Genomic DNA, 16722 nt, shown 5'->3' with positions numbered 1-16722 from the left:
AGATGACCGCAGGAAAGAGTTTGGGCTCCGGCGGTACGGGGGACACAACCAGGTTCACGTGTCGGGCATTCCGGAAATGCCCGAGCCCAGCGAAGTGCGACCCCGCTCACGCTCGGCGAATCGGACAGGCCGGCCGGTGGCCGACGACGCCCTACGACGGTGACGGAGGGTGCTCTTCGGAGCGGAGGGCCATGCACACCCAGCAGCCTTTGCTCTGCTTCAGCCCAGGCAACAGTTGCGGAACGTGACGGCGGTCGGAAACCTCAATGACTGGTCGAAATCGCCCATCCGCAGCTCAGGGGCCGTGTTGCCTCCGCTGAAGCAGAGCAAAGGGGCCGAGCAGGGTGGCCTGGGCGGTCGCGAACAGGGGCGTCGAGCAACTTCGCCTTACTGTCAGCGAGCGTCTGGAATGGCACGGTGGGTGAGGTTGCCGTGTGGTTCGCCGTATCGGACGAGAACGTGCCAGAGCTGCTTGAGGTGCTGCAGGGTGTCCGCGATCGGGCCCCGGTCCGCCCACCGCTCCGGCTCGGCGACCACCGAGGCCGCCGCACGACCGATCAGTGCCGCGTCCACCGGCTCGCCCGGCCGGGCGAACTCCCGGTGCAGCCGGGCCGCCAGCACCGGGATCTCTGGGCCGCGAAACACCGGATCGACCCGGTCGACCGGCAGCACAAAGCCGGGGTGCCAGCGCAGCGGAAAACCGTACCGCTCGGCGATCAGTTCCAGGGTCACGCCGGTCGAGGTGCCGGCGAAGGACGGGTCCACCACCAACTCCTCGACGTCTCGGGCGAGGTCGAGAGTGCCGTGGATCTGGGCCTCCACGTAGTCGTCCAGAGCACGTCCGACCGTGGGCGGCGTGGACGGCGCGTTCAGCACCGTCCGGACCAGGGTGCCGACGCCAGTCCCGGCGCGTCCCAGGCATTCGCCGGTGGCGACGGTGCTGGCCAGGAGCCCGGCGAACATCGCTTCGAACGCGTCGGAGGTGCCCACCGTACGGGGGCCGAGGTGGCTGTCGCCGAGGCAGAACGTGGCCCGAGCCAGCACCGCGGGGCGCAGCCGCAGGTGGCAGGAGCCAAAACGTGGGCAGGCGCCGTCCGGGTGGTCGAGCAGGTTCAGGCCGCCGTACGTGGGCCGCTCCGCCGGCGTCACTTCGGGCCGCTGGTACGCGCCGCCGAACATCCGGCGCTCCCAGCGGTCCCGGTCGCCACCGGGGTACGCGGTGAGCCCGCCGTTGGAGATGCCCGTGACGAACTGACTGCGGTACGCCCCGTCGTCGGCCAGTGCGGCGGCGACGGTCCGCCCGTCCGCGCCCAACCGGTCGGGATGGAAGTTGACGGTGAGCCGAGCATGGTGGACAACCGCGGCGAGCAACCGCTCGGGCCGGTCGCCGACGTCGGCGTCGGCGAGTTCCCGGGCCATGGCGGCAAGGGCGGCGGGACGCTCGGCCACGGCAATCGACCGCACGTACGCCAGCGCCGCCGTCTGCGCCGCGTTGAGAACCGCGGCCCGGAGCCCGCCCGGCTCAGCTCTCGTCGTCACGTCCGGCGCCGGAGCGGTCCGCACCACCAGCCCGCTCGTCCGGCGTACGCAGCTCCTCGAAGACGGTGATCTGGAGGCCGGCGGGGGCGTCGAGGCGGGAGTTGAGCGACTGCCAGGGCGTCCGCGTCGGCGGCGCGATCTCGCTCGCCCCGGCGGCGACAAGTCGGGCGGTGGTCGCCGCGGCGTCGTCCACCTCGAAGGCCACCCGGATACGGGGTGCGACCTGTCGACCCACCTCGACCTCGTCGATCATGCGTTTCTGCGCCGGGTTGGCGATCTCCAGGGTGGCTCGGCCCGCGTCCAGGATCACCACTCGGGCGTCCCCGTCGCCGCTGAACGCCGCCTCCTCGGGCAGGCCGAGTGCGTCGCGGAAGAACGCGACGGCGGCCTCGTGGTCTTCTGCCTCCACCACGAGGCGCAACTGACGGACAACGGGGGCGGGCGAGTCGGTGACCATGAGCGGGATCCTAGCGTCGCGGCGGGGCTAGATTGGGACCGTCGAGAAGGGAGCGACCCGTGGTCGAGGCAGCGAACGGTGACACGTACCTGTTGCAGCCGGTCGGCCGGGTCGTCTCGCCGCTGACCGACGCGTCGAGCGCGCCACGGCAGGGCGACGAGGGGGCGCCGACGGCGTGGTTGGACTTCGACCCGCAGGTCGAACGGGCCCTACGCGACCTGCGGGTCGGCGCGGAGCTCCTGGTGCTGACGTGGTTGGACCGCGCCCGGCGCGACGTGCTGGCGGTGCACCCCCGCGGCGACGAGAGCCGGCCGGAGACCGGGGTGTTCAGCACACGCTCGCCGCACCGGCCCAACCCGATCGGGCTGCACCGGGTGCGGGTCCTGGGGGTGGACGGCCTGCGCGTTGAGGTGGCCGACCTGGAGGCCCTCGACGGCACCCCGGTCCTGGACGTCAAGCCGGTGCTGGGCGCGGTCGACGAGCGCTGAGCCCGTCGACCGCGCGCAGTCAGGCCGACCTGGTTCAGTGGCCGCGGGCCAGCCACTCCTCCAGGTGCGGAGCCTCCGCGCCGATCGTCGTGTCGTCGCCGTGGCCGGTGTGCACGATCGTCTCCGCCGGCAGGGTGAGCAGGCGGGTGCGGATCGACCGGACGATGGTCTCGAAGTCGCTGTACGAGCGGCCGGTCGCGCCCGGACCGCCGGCGAAGAGCGTGTCGCCGGTGAACACCACGCCCAGGTCCGGGGCGTGGAAGCTGCACGCGCCGGGACTGTGCCCCGGGGTGTGCAGCACCCGCAGCTCGGTGCCGGCCACCTCGATGCTCTGCCCGTCGTGCAGCTCGCCGTGCGGCGGCAGGTGCGGGTGGACCATGTCCCAGAGGACCCGATCGGCGGCGTGCAGCAGCACCGGCGCCCCGGTGGCCTCGGCCAGCTCCGGTGCCACCCGGACGTGATCGTCGTGGGCGTGGGTGGCCAGGATCGCCCGAACCTGCCGTTCGCCCACCAGGGCGAGGATCGCGGCAACGTCGTGTGGCGCGTCCAGGACGACACACTCGCTGTCGTCGCCGATGACCCAGACATTGTTGTCCACGTCGAACGTCTGCCCGTCCAGGGAGAACGTGCCCGCAGTGACCGCGCGGTCGATCCAGGCGGTCACGGGAACACCACCACCGAGCGGAGCACGTCGCCGTGGTGCATCCGGGCGAACGCGTTCTCGACCTGGTCGAGCGCGATCTCCTCGGTGACGAACGCGTCCAGGTCGAGTCGACCCTGAAGGTACAGCTCGGTGAGCATCGGGAAGTCCCGGCTGGGCAGGCAGTCGCCGTACCAGCTGGACTTGAGGGCACCGCCGCGCCCGAAGACGTCCAGCAGCGGAAGCTCGATCTGCATCTGCGGGGTGGGTACGCCGACCAGCACCACAGTGCCGGCCAGGTCCCGGGCGTAGAACGCCTGCTTCCAGGTCTCCGGTCGGCCCACCGCGTCGATCACCACGTCGGCGCCGAAGCCACCGGTGGCGGCACGGATCGCCTCGACCGGGTCGGTCTCGGAGGCGTTCACGGTGTGGGTGGCGCCGAACTTGCGGGCCCAGTCCAGCTTCCGGCTGTCGGTGTCCACCGCGACGATCGTCGTGGCACCAGCGAGGGCCGCGCCGGCGACCGCCGCGTCCCCGACACCGCCGCAGCCGATCACCGCGACCGAGTCGCCACGGGTGACGTTGCCGGTGTTCATCGCCGCGCCCAGCCCGGCCATCACCCCGCAGCCGAGCAGACCCACGGCAGCGGGTCGGGCAGCCGGGTCCACCTTCGTGCACTGCCCGGCATGCACCAGGGTCTTCTCGGCGAAGGCGCCGATGCCCAGCGCCGGGGCGAGCTCGGTGCCGTCGGTCAGGGTCATCCGCTGCTTGGCGTTGTGGGTGTTGAAGCAGTACCAGGGGCGACCCCGGCGGCAGGCGCGACAGACGCCGCAGACCGCGCGCCAGTTGAGGACCACGAAATCACCCGGGGCGACGTCGGTGACGCCCTCCCCCACCTGCTCGACGATGCCCGCCGCCTCGTGGCCGAGCAGGAACGGGTAGTCGTCGTTGATGCCACCCTCGCGGTAGTGCAGGTCGGTGTGGCAGACGCCGCAGGACTGGATTCGGACGATGGCCTCACCGGGGCCGGGATCGGGCACCACGATGGTGGTGACCTCGACCGGCGCGCCCTTGCTGCGGGAGATGACTCCCCGGACTTCCTGGCTCACTTCGCCTCCTGCTGGTGGTCTGCGGCAGGGCCGGTTGCCGGGCGGGCGAGTATGCCACGGGCTCGGCGATGGGCCCCCGGCGAACCTACCGCGACCAGCACAGCCAGCCCACCCGGGCCGGCGGTTATCGCGGACAGTCCGGGGTACGCGGGCCGCATTCGACCACGGCCATCGGGAGTGACCATGAAACTCGCGCATCTGCCGCTGCGGCTCAGCATCGGCGCGTACTTCCTCAACTCGGGTCTGGGCAAGCGAAACCTGGAGGGCGCCGCCGCGGAGGGCATGCACGGGATGGCGGTCGCCGCCATGCCCCAGCTCGGGCAACTGGAGCCGGGGCGCTTCGCCAAGCTGCTGTCGTACTCCGAGATCGCGCTGGGGGCCGCGCTGCTCGCGCCGTTCGTCCCGGCGCCCCTGGTCGGGCTCGGCCTGACCGCGTTCGGCGCGGGTCTGGTGCAGCTCTACCTGAAGACGCCGGGGATGCGGGAGCCGGGCAGCATACGCCCGACCCAGCAGGGCGCGGGGCTCGCCAAGGACGTCTGGCTGGTCGGCGCCGGGCTGACCCTGGTGTTGGAGGGCCTGACCCACGGCCGTCGGCGCGGCTGACCCGGCGGGCGGCCCGAGGAGCTGCGGTGACCCAACCTCGTTCGGTGCGGCCGTTCTACCGGCCGATGAGGCCCCGTCGCCGCGACGAGCCGCACCGCGCGGCCACCCCGCTGGAGCTCTTCTTCGACCTCTGTTTCGTGGTGGCCGTGGCGCAGGCGGCCAGTAGCCTGCACCACGACGTCGCCGAGGGCCACCTCGGCCACGCGGCGACCAGCTACGTCATGGTGTTCTTCGCGATCTGGTGGTCGTGGATGAACTTCACCTGGTTCGCCTCGGCCTACGACACCGACGACGACGTCTACCGGATCACCACCCTGGTGCAGATCTCCGGAGCGTTGATCCTGGCAGCCGGGGTGCCGCGCGCCTTCACCGACGGCGACTTCACCGTGATCACCTACGGGTACGTGGTGATGCGGTTGGCTGCCGTCGTGCACTGGACCCGAGCGGCCGTCGGCGACCCCAGGCACCGTGCGGCGGCGGGCCGCTACGCGATCGGCGTGACCGTGGTGCAGATCGGGTGGCTGCTGCGGCTGTTGCTGCCCGCCGAGTGGGGCCTCGCGTCGTTCGTGCTGCTGGGGCTGGCCGACCTGCTGGTGCCTGCGGTGGCCGAACGTCCCGGCATGACCCCGTGGCATCCCCAGCACATCACCGAGCGGTACGGGCTTTTCACTCTGATCGTGCTCGGCGAGGCGGTCCTGGCCATCTCGATGGCGATCCAGACCGGGCTCGACGCCGGAGAGCACGGCCTCTGGTCACTCGCCGCGGCCGGCGCGGTCATCGTGTTTGCGCTCTGGTGGCTCTACTTCGATCGGCCGGTCGAGGCACCCGACCGGCTGCCGTACTCCCTGATCTGGGGTTATGGCCACTATCTGGTCTTCGCGGCGATCGCCGCGATCGGCGCCGGCCTGGGCGTGTCGGTGGACGTCGAGCGGCACCTCGCGCACCTCTCCGAGACGACCGCCGGGTACGCGGTCGCCGTCCCGATCGCGGTCTTCCTGCTCACGGTCTGGGTGCTGCACGTACGCCGGCAGCAGCACGGCGCGGTGGTCGTCGCCTTCCCGGTCGTCGCGCTGCTGGCGCTGTTCGCGCCGCTCGGCCCGGCACCGGTGTTCCTGCTAGCGGCGCTGCTGGTCGCCCTCGTGACGCTGACGGTGCTGTTGCGCCGCCGCGACGTCGGGCCGGCGTGACCGCGCCGCCACTCACGCCACCTCGCGGGCAGGGTCAACGGCGTCGGCGCGTTGCGCGGGCACGCCGGGGGTGGGCGGCGCCGGACGGACGACGCCCCGGTTCAGGCCGGTGACCAACAGCCGGTTGTACGAGGCCGGCAGGACCCGGGCCAGCAGGTCGGGCAGCTTCGCCGACCAGCCGATCAGCACCCGGCCGCGACGCCGCTCGACGCCGCGCAGGATCACCTCGGCCGCCCGTTCGGGCGCGATGGTGAGCAGCTTCTCGAACTGCGCCCGGCCGGCCGCGTACTCCTCGTGCGAGACGCCACTGCCGATCCGGGCGTTGTCGGTGATGCGGGTGCGGATCCCGCCGGGGTGCACCGAGGTCACCCCGATGCCGTCGTCGACCAACTCGTGGCGCAGCGCCTCGGTGAAGCCACGCACGGCGAACTTGCTCGCCGAGTAGGCGGTCTGCCCGGCCGGCGCGATCAGCCCGAACAGGCTGGAGACGTTGACCAGATGCGCGTTCGGCTCCGCCTTGAGGGCGGGCAGCAGCGCGTGGGTCAGCTGCACCACGGCCCGGAAGTTGATGTCGATCACCCAGCTGAACTCGTCGAACGTCACCTGGTCGAACCGACCGCCGAGGCCGACACCGGCGTTGTTCACCAGCAGTCGTACACGCGGGTGCCGCTGGCCGATCTCCGCGGCGACCCGCGCGGTGGCCGTCACGTCGGCGAGATCCACCAGGTGCGTGTGCACCTGACGGCCCGGGTGGTCGGCGCGGATCGCCGCGGCGACCGCGTCCAGCCGCTCGGCGTCGCGGTCCAGCAGAACCAGGTCGCTGCCCCGGCGGGCCAGCGCGTGCGCCAGCGCCGCACCGATGCCACTGGCCGCGCCGGTGACCACAGCCGTAGCGCCGGTGAACTCGAACCTCTGCACGATCGGTGCTCCTCTCCTGGCCGTTACCGACGATCGAATGAGACGGGATGCGTGGTGTTCCCGGACGCGGCCACCTCGCCAGCGCGGGTGAACCGCACACCCTCGTCGGTGAGCCGGCCGTGCCGCATCAGCAGCACGTCGCGGGGGTAGTTCTGGTGCAGCCGCCACGGCGTGGTCGCACCCTGCTTGGGCAGCGCGTCGACGGCGCGCAACACGTAGCCGGCGCGGAGGTCGATGAGCGGCACCCGCTCGGCGCCGGGCGGTGGGAGCGGGGTGACGACCTGCTGACCGGTGCGGTCCAGGTGACGCAGCAGCCGACAGACGTAGCCGGCGACCAGGTCGGCCTTGAGCGTCCACGACGCGTTGGTGTAGCCGATGGTCAGGGCGAAGTTCGGCACGCCGGAGAGCATCATGCCCTTGTAGGCGACGGTGCTCGCGAGGTCGACGTCGGTGCCGTCGACGCGCAGCGTCAGGCCACCGAGGGCGAGCAGGTTGAGCCCGGTCGCGGTGACCACGATGTCGGCGGGCAACTCGGTGCCGGAGGTCAGCCGGACACCGTGCGCGGTGAACGTGTCGATGGTGTCGGTGACCACCGAGGCGGTGCCCTGCTGGACGGCCGTGAACAGGTCACCGTCGGGTGCCACGCACAGCCGCTGGTCCCATGGGTCGTAGCGGGGTGCGAAGTGCCGGTCGATGTCGTACCCCACCGGGAGCCGGCCCCGCGCGGCCCGGCGCAGCATCCGTTTCACCAGGCCGGGCGCACGCCGGCTGAGCTGGAAGTTGACGGTCGACAGCAGCACGTTCTTCCAGCGCACCATCGGATACGCGGCCTGCGCCGGCAGCCGGCGCCGCAGCGCGTCGGCCAGCCGGTCACGCGAGGGCAGTGCCATGACGTACGTGGGTGAGCGCTGGAGCATGGTCACGTGAGCGGCCCGCTGTGCCATCGCCGGCACCAGGGTGACCGCGGTGGCGCCGCTGCCGATCACCACCACCCGTTTGCCGCTGTGGTCGAGGTCGTCGGGCCAGTGCTGCGGGTGCACCACCCGCCCGGCGTACGCGTCGACACCGGGCAGGGGTGGGGTGTAACCCTCGTCGTAGCGGTAGTAGCCGGCGCAGGCAAAGAGGAACGAGCAGGTCAGCACCACGGTCTCGGCGGTGTCGGTGCGCTGGGCGTGCACCGTCCACCGGGCGCTGGCGCTGTCCCAGTCGGCGCGTAGCACCCGGTGGCCGAAGCGGATGTGCCGCTGCACGTCGTACTCCCGGGCGGTCTCCCGGACGTACTCGCGGATGGTCGTACCGTCGGCGATGGCCTTCGGGGCGGTCCACGGCTTGAACGAGTAGCCGAGGGTGAACATGTCCGAGTCGGAGCGGATGCCCGGGTAGCGGAACAGGTCCCAGGTGCCGCCGATGGCGTCCCGCGCCTCGAGCACCGCGAACGCCTTGTCGGGGCAGTCGCGGCGCAGGTGGCAGGCAGCGCCGATGCCGGACAGGCCGGCTCCGACGATGAGCACGTCGACGTGGTCGGAGGCCATCGGCGTTCCTCCATCCGGGGCGGTGGACGGACACTAACACCGCACCCGGATGGTCGGAAGCTACCGCGGCACCACTGCGGCCGTCTCGCTGAGCTGGTCGGACGCTCGGGTGAAGATCATGATCCAGTTGGTCTCCCAGGTCTGCTCACCGTCGGTGGAGAACGCCTGCTCCCAGCGTGCGGTGGTCGCGCTGATGTCCGACCAGATGAACCGGCACCGGACCGGCCGCCCCTCGTGCTGGTCGTCGGCGTAGAAGCGGCCCACACCGTCGACGAAGCGGCCCACCATCGGCGGCTGCTCCAGGACTCCGTCGTCGCTGTTCATCCAGTAGATCGACCACTCCTCGCGCGCCGGGTCGAAGATCCGGATCGTGGCGCCGGAGGAGCCCTTGGTCGGGAAGGTGATCTCGTCGAAGTGGCCGCCGCCGCCGAAGAAGCCGTGCGCGAGCGACACCCCCGGAAACTCCTCCCATTCGTCGGAGCCCACCAGCCGCTTGCGCAGCCGCCGGTTCACGACGTTCCAGGTGCCCTTGAAAAAGTCGAAGTCGCCCATCAGCGGCCCACCGGCCCTTCCGCTCGCGAGTCGTGCAGATAATTGGTCAGATCGGGGCTCTCCGGCAGCAGCATGTGCCGGACCCAGGCGGCCCGCTCGTGCTCCAGCACCGCCAGCTCCCACACGCACCCCACGGCGGGGCGGCGCAGCTCGACGAAGTGTGTCGGGTCGAGGTCCGGGCAGTCCAGTGCCGGCTGCCCGGCCGCCGCGATGCGGACCTCCACCGCGTTGTCCCACACCCAGGTGTACGCGAGCAGGTATGCGCCGGTGTCCGCGCCCCGGTGCAGCACCACCCATCCGGCGGCCGGGGTGCCGTCGTCGACGACGTCGGCCAGCAGCGCGGGCAGCAGGTCGTACGCGGCCTTCTCCACCTCGGGTTCGATCGGCCGTTCGGGCTGGTCGATGTGGTAGCGCTTGAGCTGTCGCCCGTCCACCATGATCGGTCCCGGCGTTCTCAGTTCCTTGTCGCGAAAAGCCATGCCGGGACGGTACGACCGCTCCCCTGACAGCTAGTGTCAGTGAAGTGCGGGCCAGTCGACTTCTTTCCGTCCTGCTGTTGCTCCAGTCGCACGGCCGGCTGACCGCCGCGCAACTCGCCGACCGGTTGGCCGTCTCCCCGCGCACCATCTACCGGGACGTGGAGTCGCTGCACGCCGCCGGCATCCCGCTGTACGGAGAGGCCGGGCACGCTGGTGGCTACCAACTGGTCGACGGCTGGCGAACCCGACTGACCGGGCTGACCGCCGACGAGGCCGACCGGCTCTTCCTGGCCGGGCTGCCGGGCCCCGCCGACGAGTTGGGCTACGGCGACGTGGTGGCCGCGCTGCAACTCAAGCTGCACGCCGCGCTCCCCGCGCCGCTGCGCGACCGGGCGTCGCAGCTCCAGCAACGCTTCCACCTGGACACCCCCGGCTGGTACGCCGACGGCGACGCCTCCCCCGAGCTGGCCCGCACGGCCGAGGCCGTCTGGCGGCAGCACCGCATCGAGGTGCGCTACCGCGGCTGGAACGGCGAGGTGACCCGGGTGCTGGAGCCGTACGGCCTCGTGCTCAAGGGTGGCCGGTGGTATGTGGTCGCCGACCAGCCCGGCCGGAACGCGCCGGCCACCTACCGGGTCAACCAGATCCTCGCGCTGACGCCGCTGGCACAGGAGTTCGACCGACCCGCCGACTTCGACCTGCCGGCCTGGTGGCGGGCGCACGTGGTGCAGTTCCGGGCCCGGCTGCACCGCGACGAGGCCACTGTTCGGCTCTCCCCCGGCGGTCGCCAGCGGCTGCGGGAGATCGGCAGCGATCCGGTGGTGACCGCGATGGACGCCAGCGCCGGGTCACCGGACGCGCGAGGCTGGGTGACCGCGGTGCTGCCGATCGAGTCGCTCACCCACGCCCACGGTGAGCTGCTGCGCCTCGGCGCCGACGTCGAGGTGCTCGCCCCGGTGGCGCTGCGCGAACGCCTGACCGCCACGGCGGCCGGACTTGCCGCGCTCTACGCCCCCGACTGAGCAGCCCTCACATCTCCACAGTGGAGGCGCACGCGGGCATCGATTGTCGCCGTCGTGTGCCACCCTGGGACGGGCACCAGCGGTCACCGGAGGTGAGGCTCACGTTACGGCTACGCGCACTGGTCGCCGTCCCCGGCACCGGGCCGGTGACCCTCGACGTTCCCGCCGGCACGCTCGCCGCCCTGGTGGCCCCACCCCGCTTCGGCACCGCGGTCGCCCGGGTGCTGGCCGGGCTCGCCGCCCCGGTGACCGGTCGCATCCTGGTCGGCGACCGGGACGTCACCGCCCTACCGCCGCCGCGCCGGCAGATCGGTTACGTGCCCGCCGGTGGCGCGCTCCTTCCGCAACTCACCGTGCGCCGCAACATCGAGTACGGCCAGCGCAAGCGCGAACGGGTGCACGAGGTGGCCAACGACTGGACGGCCACGGTGGTCGACCGGCTCGAGCTGGCGCTCTCCCTCACCCTGCTGCCGCACCAGATCTCCGCCGCGCAGCGGTTCCGGGTGGCGCTCGCCCGGGCGGCGGCCTGCCTGCCCGAGGTCCTCGTGGTCGACCTGCCGGCCGGTTCGGCGGGCGACAGCCGTCTCGGTGACCTGATGCCCCGGCTCTCCCCACCGGATGCCCCGGGGGTGGCGGTGCTGGTCTGCACCTCCGACCCGGCCACCCTGGCCGAGATTCCACTGCGGCACGAGTTGGTCACCGAGCCGACCGGGGTGACCCGATGACGACGACCGCCCGGCTGAGTCGCCGTAGCCTGCTGCGCGCCGCCGCCGCGGGCACCACCGCCCTGGCCGCCGGCTGCTCCGGCGGGGCCCGGTCGGTGCAGGTCGCGGTGGTCTGGAGCACCAGCGAGTTGGACCGGTTCCGCCAGGTTGTCGCCGGCTATCCCGCCCCGGTGCAGGTGGTCAGCGCCGGCAACGACATCGACGCGTTCCTGCGGGCCCGGCACCTCGCCGGCACCAGCCCGGACGTCGCGATCCTGCCCCGCCCCGGCCTGGTCACCGAGTATGCCCAGCGCGGTTGGCTGAGCCCGGTGCGTCCGTCCGCCGAGTACTCCGTGCCCGACGAGCTGGGCGATCTGCTGACCGCCGAGGGGCAGCGCTACGGCGTCTGGGTGAAGGCGGCGCACAAGTCACTGGTCTGGCGCCTGCGGTCCATGTTGCCCGAGCCGCCGGCCACCTGGGACGAGCTGGTCGCGATGACCCGCCGGCTCGGCGCGCTCGCTCGGCGCAACGGCGGCCCGGCTCCCCTGGCCATCGGCGCCGCGGACGGCTGGGTGCTGACCGACTGGTTCGAGAACGTTCTGGCCGACGTGGCGCCCGACGACTACAACACCCTCGCCGGGCCGTACGCCGACTGGCAGGGCAGGGCCGTACGCGACGCCCTGGACCGGCTCGCCGAGCTCTGGAGCGTCGACGGCGCGTTCCTCGGCGGCGGCCGTCGCGCCCTGCTCACCCAGTACGAGGAGTCCGTGATTCAGGTGGTGTACGCCCGGCGGGCGGTGATGCTCGTCGGGGCCGACTTCACCGCTGACGTCGTCGGTCCGTTCCAGCGCGGCCCGCAGGCACCGACCACGTTCCCGTTCCCGGGCGCCCAGCCGGGCGGCCGCCCACTGATCGTCGGCGGGGACGCGGCGGTGGTGTTCGCCGACGCGCGGGGCGGGGTCGAGCTGATCGAGTGGCTCACCAGGGCCGACTCGTTCCAGCCCTGGCTACGCGCTGGCGGCTACCTGTCGCCCAACACCAACGTCTCGATCGACAGCTACACGGACCAGGTCGGTCGGAGACTCGTCGAGGAGATGCGGGCCCCGGGCACTCTGCGTTTCGACCTCTCCGACCAGTTGCCCGGCGCGTTCACCGGCTCGGACGGTGTCGGCATCTGGCGGATCATGCAGGGCTTCTTCGCCGACGTCACCGACGGGGTCGGGGCCAACGAGGCGATCCGCCGCGCCACCGGTCAGCTCGCCGCGGCGGCCCGCAGCGCGGGTGGCGGCCGATGAGTCAGGTGCGGGTCCTCGGCGAGCTGGCGGTCCTCGACGACGTCGGGCCGCCCCGGCGGGGCCGGGCGTATCCGGCGGCGGGGGCGACCTCGGCACTGCTGCTGCCGGCCGCGGTGCTGCTCGGTGGGTTGGTGCTGTGGCCGGTGCTCCGGACCATCCACGCCAGCGTCACCACTGACGGTCTCTGGGTCGGCGCGGCGCACTTCCGGACCGCGCTCGCCGCGCCGGGCACCGGCGCGGTGGTCGGCCGGACGGTCCTCTGGGCACTGCTGGTGCCGGCGGTGGTGACGGCACTGGGTTATCTGCTCGCCGTCGCGTCGCGCCGCTCCCAGGAGGGCGGCCTGGTCCGGTTGATCCTCCTGGTGCCGGTGGCGTTGCCGCTGGTCGTCACCGGGGTCACCTTCCGGCTGATGTACGACCCGGATCCGAGCCGAGGGCTGGCCACCCTGGTCGCGACCCGGCTCACCGGCCGCTCAGCCGACGACGCGCCGCAGCTGCTCGGGCCAGGGCTGGTCACCGTCGCGCTGATGTCGGCGTTCGTCTGGGCCTGGGTGGGGTTGGCCGTGCTGGTCTTCCGCTCCGCGCTGGACGCGGTGCCGCCGAGTCTCGCCGACGCGGTCCGCGCCTACGGCGGCCGGCGCCGACATGTGCTGTGGGACGCGCAGTGGCGGCCACTGCTGCTGCGGACGACCGCGGTGGTCTTCGCGTTGGTGGCGGTCGGCACCAGCCGCACGTTCGACCTGATCCTGGTGATGACCCCCGGCTCGGTCCGCGACGACGCCTCCGTGCTCGCGTTACGGATCTGGCAGACGTCGGGTGGCACCACCACCGGCGAGGGCGCCGCGCTCGGCGTGGTGTGGCTGGTGGCGGTCATCGGCGGGATGATGGTGGCCGCGCTGTTCGTCCGGCAGGCCTGGCCCCCGCCGCACGCCGAGGCGGCCCCGGAGCCCGGCCCCGTCGCCCCGCCCCGGCGGGTGTTCCGGCTGCTCGCGGCGGGTGCCGCGGTCGCGTGGCTGGTGCCGCTGGCGGTGTTGGTCGCCACGTCGGCACACGGAAGGGTGGACGCCGCCGCGCGCGGCTGGTGGTCGGCGCCACCGGATGACGAGTCCTACCGCGACGTGATCACCGGAACGGAGCTGTGGCACACGCTGGGCTTCACGCTGCTCCTGGCCACCGCGGTGACCGCCACGGTGGTGGTGGTCGCGCTGCTGGCCGCGTACCCGCTGGCCTGGTTGACCGGGCCGGCCGCGCAGGCCACCGGGCTGCTGTTGCTGGCGGCCAGCGTCGTGCCGGTCCAGGTCATCGCCGGGCCGGTCAACGAGGTGCTGGGTCTGGTGCTCTCCTCCGGTACGGCCCAGGGCCTGGCCCTGGTGCACATCGCGCTGGGCGTGCCGTTCGCGGTGCTGGTGCTGCGCAACGCGTTCGCCGACCTGCCGGCCGAGCAGGTACGCGACGCCCGGCTGGGCGGGCGCCGGTGGTGGCACACCCTGCGCCGGTTGGCCCGGCACAACCTGTCCGCGGTGGTGGCCGTCTCGGTGCTGGAGTTCGTCCAGGTCTGGAACGACCTGGTGGTGGGTCGGCTGTTCGGCGGGCCGGAGGCGTCACCGCTCGGGCCGTTCCTGGCCGAGCAGACCCGCAGCTTCGTGAGCAACAGTGGCGCGTTGGCCGCCAGCTCGGTGCTCGCCTCGGTGCTGCCGGTGGTGTTGGTCGTGCTCTCGCGGCGGCACCTGGTCGCCGGGCTCGTCTCCGGGGGCGTCCGGTGACCGGGCCGGGCGGCGCCCGCCGGAGCCCGCGCTGGCCGGCGCTGGTCGGGATCGGCGGGTTGGTCGGCGGCGGTGTCGCCGGCGTGGTCAGCAACCTGGCCAGCGACCTGCTCTCCGAGCTGGCGGCCAGCGTGCTCGGGCCGGCGGGCATCGCCCTGGCCGTCGTCGGCGGCGGCGTCGGCGGCATCGGCTACCTGGTGTACGAGGTGCGCCGCCGCCGGGCCGGCGGGGGTTCCGACCCCGAGCCGACGGATGTGCTCACCGCACCGACCACCGGCGCGCCCACCCTGCCCTACACGGCCGAGTTCACCGGTCGCGGCGAGCACGTCGAGGCGATCCTCGGATTGCTCGCCCGGGAGCACGCGGTGGCGGTCCTGGGCCGGCGTGCGGTGGGCACCTCCGCGTGCGCCGTGCAGGCCGCCAACCGGTGCCGGGAGGACTTCCCGGACGGGCAGTACTACCTGGACCTGCGGCCGCGGGGCCGACCCCGCTCGGCCCGACAGGTGCTCACCGCTCTGGCCCGGATCCTGGGCACCGCGCCGCCGACGTCCGGCCGGCCGGACGCGCTCGCCGCCGCCGCCGACGCGCTGCGCGGTCAACTCGACGGTCGCAGGATCCTGCTGGTGCTGGACAACGTCGACCGTCCCGAGCAGGTCCGGTCGCTGCTGCCACCCACCGCGCGTACCTGCCGGCTGCTGCTCGCCGGCGGCCCGGCGCTGGTCGGGCTGAAGGGTGTGGTCGCACACTGGATCGCCGAGCCGGGCACGTCCGAGGCCGTCGAGCTGTTCGCCGCCGCGGGCGGGGCCGCGCCCGCCGCCCGGGTCCGCCGCGCCGACCCGCGCACCGACCCGGCGGTACGCGAGGTCGTCGACCTGTGTGGGCGCCAGCCACGCACCGTCCGCGCGCTCGGTTACCGCACCGCGCAGCACGGCTGGCGACACTCCGACGTGCTGGACGCGCTGCGTCGCGCCGTGCAGACGCCACCACACCAGCGGCTCACCGTCTCGCCAGCCGCCCGTCTGATCACCGAACGGGACACCGCCTACTGGGCGTTGACCCGCGAGGCCCGCCGGTTGTACAGGGTGATGTCGTTGGTCCCCGCCCCGGTGGACCGGCCGACGATCGCCGCGCTCGCCGGGCGGCACCCCGAGCGGGTGACCGCGCTGCTCGACCAGTTGGCTGCCGCGGCGTTCGTGGTGGGCGCGCCCGGTGACCGCTACGAGGTCCGCCCCCTGCTCGCCGGCAGTGCGCGACTGCACCTGCGCGACGCGGATCCGGCCCGGGCCCGGGTCGCCGCACAGGCCCGCCTGACGAGGCACCTGGCCCGCCGGGCCGAACGGCACGCCGCCAACCTGGCCATGCTCGGCTCCCCACCGGACCGGGAGTGGTCGCTACCGCTCGACGACGACCCGTACGGCTGGTTCGACCTGCACCAGGAGCTGCTGCTGGCGGTGGTGCGGGTGCCGGCCGGCGCGGCCGAGACACTGCCCCGCCGGGTGCGCCGGTGGTGGTTCCGGCTGGCCGTGGCGCTGTGCGGGTGGCTGGCGTACGCCGAGCGGCTCGACGAGTGGGAGCAGGTCTGCCGTACCGTGCTGGCCACCCCGACCGCCGACGACCGACCAGAGATCGCCGGGTGGGCGCACAACGAGCTGGGTGTGTTGCGGCGGCGGCGGCACGACCCGCAGGGCGCGGCGGCGGCGCTCACCCTCGCGGTGAACGAACGGGGGCGTCGGGGCACCGCCCAGGCTCGGATGAACCTCGGCCTGGCCCTGCTCGACCTGGGCCAGCTCGACGACGCGGTGGAGCACCTGGAGATGTCCCGCCGGCACCGCTCCGGGGCCGACCGTGCCGGGCACGCCCTCACCGACCTGGGCCTCGGCGCGGCGCAGCTGGCCCGGGGCGAGTTGGACACCGCGCACCACCACCTGGTGCGGGCGGCGAACACGTTCCGGTCGGTGGGTGACGCGCGGGGGTACGCGGCGGCGCTGACCAACCTGGTGCTCGTGCACGCGGCGCTCGGCGAGCACCTGGACGCCGCCCAGGCGTGGCGGGCCGCGCTGCGCGAGTACGAGTCGGTCAACGACCCGACCAGCCGGGCGACGGCGCTGCTCAACGCCGGGGCGACACTGCTGAGCAGCACACCGGGGCAGGCGCGCACCGCGTACGAGCTGCTGGCCGAGAGCCGGCGGCTGCGCGAGGAGACGAGGCCCACTCCAGGGCTGGCGCGCACTCTGCTCTACCTGGGTGACGCCTGCGCGGCCCTGGGCGACCACGCCGACGCGCGGCGGCACTGGGCGGACGCGGCGACGGTGGCCGAGGAGGTCGCCGACGGCCAGGGGCAGGCCGCCGCAGACGCCCGACTTGAGGACGACGCCACCGACCGCGTGACGTAGGTCGCTGCGGTTGGTCGCTGGCACGGGTCTGCGAGACTCTG

General features: G+C 73.1%; 16 protein-coding genes. 8 read left to right on the top strand and 8 right to left on the bottom strand.

Features of this window, described 5'->3' with window-relative positions:
• Positions 1 to 393 precede the first annotated feature (393 nt).
• Together PCA76_RS14835 and PCA76_RS14830 are read right to left on the bottom strand one after the other, a co-directional pair.
• Positions 394 to 1539 carry a DUF3626 domain-containing protein gene (locus PCA76_RS14835; protein WP_272618641.1) on the bottom strand — a complete coding sequence of 382 codons (1146 nt, stop codon included), beginning with the start codon at positions 1537 to 1539 and terminating at the stop codon, positions 394 to 396.
• A complete protein-coding gene (locus tag PCA76_RS14830; RefSeq protein WP_272618639.1) occupies positions 1523 to 1996 on the bottom strand; it encodes a VOC family protein in 474 nt (157 codons plus the stop codon). Before PCA76_RS14830 ends, PCA76_RS14835 begins: the two co-directional genes overlap by 17 nt.
• 59 nt (positions 1997 to 2055) lie before the next feature.
• Here PCA76_RS14830 and tsaA point away from each other — a divergent pair, with 59 nt between their 5' ends.
• On the top strand, positions 2056 to 2484 hold the full coding sequence (gene tsaA, locus PCA76_RS14825; protein WP_272618636.1) for a tRNA (N6-threonylcarbamoyladenosine(37)-N6)-methyltransferase TrmO: 429 nt from the start codon (positions 2056 to 2058) through the stop codon (positions 2482 to 2484).
• 34 nt (positions 2485 to 2518) lie between these two features.
• On the opposite strand, the gene PCA76_RS14820 is transcribed toward tsaA, so the two are convergent.
• Positions 2519 to 3148 (bottom strand): MBL fold metallo-hydrolase, encoded by a 630-nt coding sequence (locus PCA76_RS14820; protein ID WP_272618634.1) that lies wholly within the window; start codon positions 3146 to 3148, stop codon positions 2519 to 2521.
• Positions 3145 to 4233, bottom strand: coding sequence for an S-(hydroxymethyl)mycothiol dehydrogenase (locus PCA76_RS14815; protein ID WP_272618632.1), 1089 nt, complete (start codon positions 4231 to 4233; stop codon positions 3145 to 3147). Before PCA76_RS14815 ends, PCA76_RS14820 begins: the two co-directional genes overlap by 4 nt.
• Before the next feature lie 183 nt (positions 4234 to 4416).
• Here PCA76_RS14815 and PCA76_RS14810 point away from each other — a divergent pair, with 183 nt between their 5' ends.
• Together PCA76_RS14810 and PCA76_RS14805 are read left to right on the top strand one after the other, a co-directional pair.
• Positions 4417 to 4836: a hypothetical protein gene (locus tag PCA76_RS14810; RefSeq protein WP_272618630.1), complete on the top strand. Its 420-nt coding sequence runs from the start codon at positions 4417 to 4419 to the stop codon at positions 4834 to 4836.
• Between the two features lie 26 nt (positions 4837 to 4862).
• On the top strand, positions 4863 to 6023 hold the full coding sequence (locus PCA76_RS14805) for a low temperature requirement protein A (protein ID WP_272618628.1): 1161 nt from the start codon (positions 4863 to 4865) through the stop codon (positions 6021 to 6023).
• Between the two features lie 12 nt (positions 6024 to 6035).
• On the opposite strand, the gene PCA76_RS14800 is transcribed toward PCA76_RS14805, so the two are convergent.
• The 4 genes from PCA76_RS14800 to PCA76_RS14785 are packed head-to-tail and all read right to left on the bottom strand — an operon-like array spanning position 6036 to position 9504.
• On the bottom strand, positions 6036 to 6941 hold the full coding sequence (locus tag PCA76_RS14800) for an SDR family NAD(P)-dependent oxidoreductase (protein WP_272618626.1): 906 nt from the start codon (positions 6939 to 6941) through the stop codon (positions 6036 to 6038).
• 23 nt (positions 6942 to 6964) lie between these two features.
• Positions 6965 to 8473, bottom strand: a complete 1509-nt coding sequence (locus tag PCA76_RS14795) for a flavin-containing monooxygenase (RefSeq protein ID WP_272618624.1) — start codon at positions 8471 to 8473, stop codon at positions 6965 to 6967.
• 60 nt (positions 8474 to 8533) lie between these two features.
• Positions 8534 to 9025 carry a hypothetical protein gene (locus PCA76_RS14790; protein WP_272618622.1) on the bottom strand — a complete coding sequence of 164 codons (492 nt, stop codon included), beginning with the start codon at positions 9023 to 9025 and terminating at the stop codon, positions 8534 to 8536.
• Positions 9025 to 9504, bottom strand: coding sequence for a hypothetical protein (locus PCA76_RS14785; RefSeq protein WP_272618621.1), 480 nt, complete (start codon positions 9502 to 9504; stop codon positions 9025 to 9027). The genes PCA76_RS14790 and PCA76_RS14785 overlap by 1 nt, the downstream gene beginning before the upstream one ends.
• 44 nt (positions 9505 to 9548) lie before the next feature.
• On the opposite strand from PCA76_RS14785, the gene PCA76_RS14780 reads away from it, so the two are divergent.
• The 5 genes from PCA76_RS14780 (at position 9549) to PCA76_RS14760 (ending at position 16681) form a co-directional block, all read left to right on the top strand.
• Positions 9549 to 10526 carry a helix-turn-helix transcriptional regulator gene (locus tag PCA76_RS14780; protein WP_272618618.1) on the top strand — a complete coding sequence of 326 codons (978 nt, stop codon included), beginning with the start codon at positions 9549 to 9551 and terminating at the stop codon, positions 10524 to 10526.
• Between the two features lie 92 nt (positions 10527 to 10618).
• Positions 10619 to 11251 carry an ATP-binding cassette domain-containing protein gene (locus tag PCA76_RS14775; protein WP_272618616.1) on the top strand — a complete coding sequence of 211 codons (633 nt, stop codon included), beginning with the start codon at positions 10619 to 10621 and terminating at the stop codon, positions 11249 to 11251.
• Complete coding sequence (locus PCA76_RS14770; RefSeq protein ID WP_272618614.1) at positions 11248 to 12525, top strand: ABC transporter substrate-binding protein; 1278 nt, start codon at positions 11248 to 11250, stop codon at positions 12523 to 12525. Before PCA76_RS14775 ends, PCA76_RS14770 begins: the two co-directional genes overlap by 4 nt.
• The gene (locus PCA76_RS14765) at positions 12522 to 14288 is read left to right on the top strand and encodes an ABC transporter permease subunit (protein WP_272618612.1); all 1767 of its coding nucleotides are present in this window, start codon (positions 12522 to 12524) and stop codon (positions 14286 to 14288) included. Before PCA76_RS14770 ends, PCA76_RS14765 begins: the two co-directional genes overlap by 4 nt.
• On the top strand, positions 14285 to 16681 hold the full coding sequence (locus tag PCA76_RS14760; protein ID WP_272618610.1) for a tetratricopeptide repeat protein: 2397 nt from the start codon (positions 14285 to 14287) through the stop codon (positions 16679 to 16681). Before PCA76_RS14765 ends, PCA76_RS14760 begins: the two co-directional genes overlap by 4 nt.
• Positions 16682 to 16722: the final 41 nt, after the last annotated feature.

This window comes from Micromonospora sp. LH3U1 (genome assembly GCF_028475105.1).
Taxonomy (GTDB): Bacteria; Actinomycetota; Actinomycetes; order Mycobacteriales; family Micromonosporaceae; genus Micromonospora.
This window is presented reverse-complemented; position numbering and strand designations above follow the sequence as displayed.

Coding starts and splice junctions, on each gene's coding strand:
- PCA76_RS14765 (WP_272618612.1), top strand. CDS start 12,522: ATGAGTCAGGTGCGGGTCCTCGGCGAGCTGGCGGTCCTCGACGACGTC.
- PCA76_RS14795 (WP_272618624.1), bottom strand. CDS start 8,473: ATGGCCTCCGACCACGTCGACGTGCTCATCGTCGGAGCCGGCCTGTCC.
- PCA76_RS14810 (WP_272618630.1), top strand. CDS start 4,417: ATGAAACTCGCGCATCTGCCGCTGCGGCTCAGCATCGGCGCGTACTTC.
- PCA76_RS14770 (WP_272618614.1), top strand. CDS start 11,248: ATGACGACGACCGCCCGGCTGAGTCGCCGTAGCCTGCTGCGCGCCGCC.
- PCA76_RS14830 (WP_272618639.1), bottom strand. CDS start 1,996: ATGGTCACCGACTCGCCCGCCCCCGTTGTCCGTCAGTTGCGCCTCGTG.
- PCA76_RS14785 (WP_272618621.1), bottom strand. CDS start 9,504: ATGGCTTTTCGCGACAAGGAACTGAGAACGCCGGGACCGATCATGGTG.
- PCA76_RS14790 (WP_272618622.1), bottom strand. CDS start 9,025: ATGGGCGACTTCGACTTTTTCAAGGGCACCTGGAACGTCGTGAACCGG.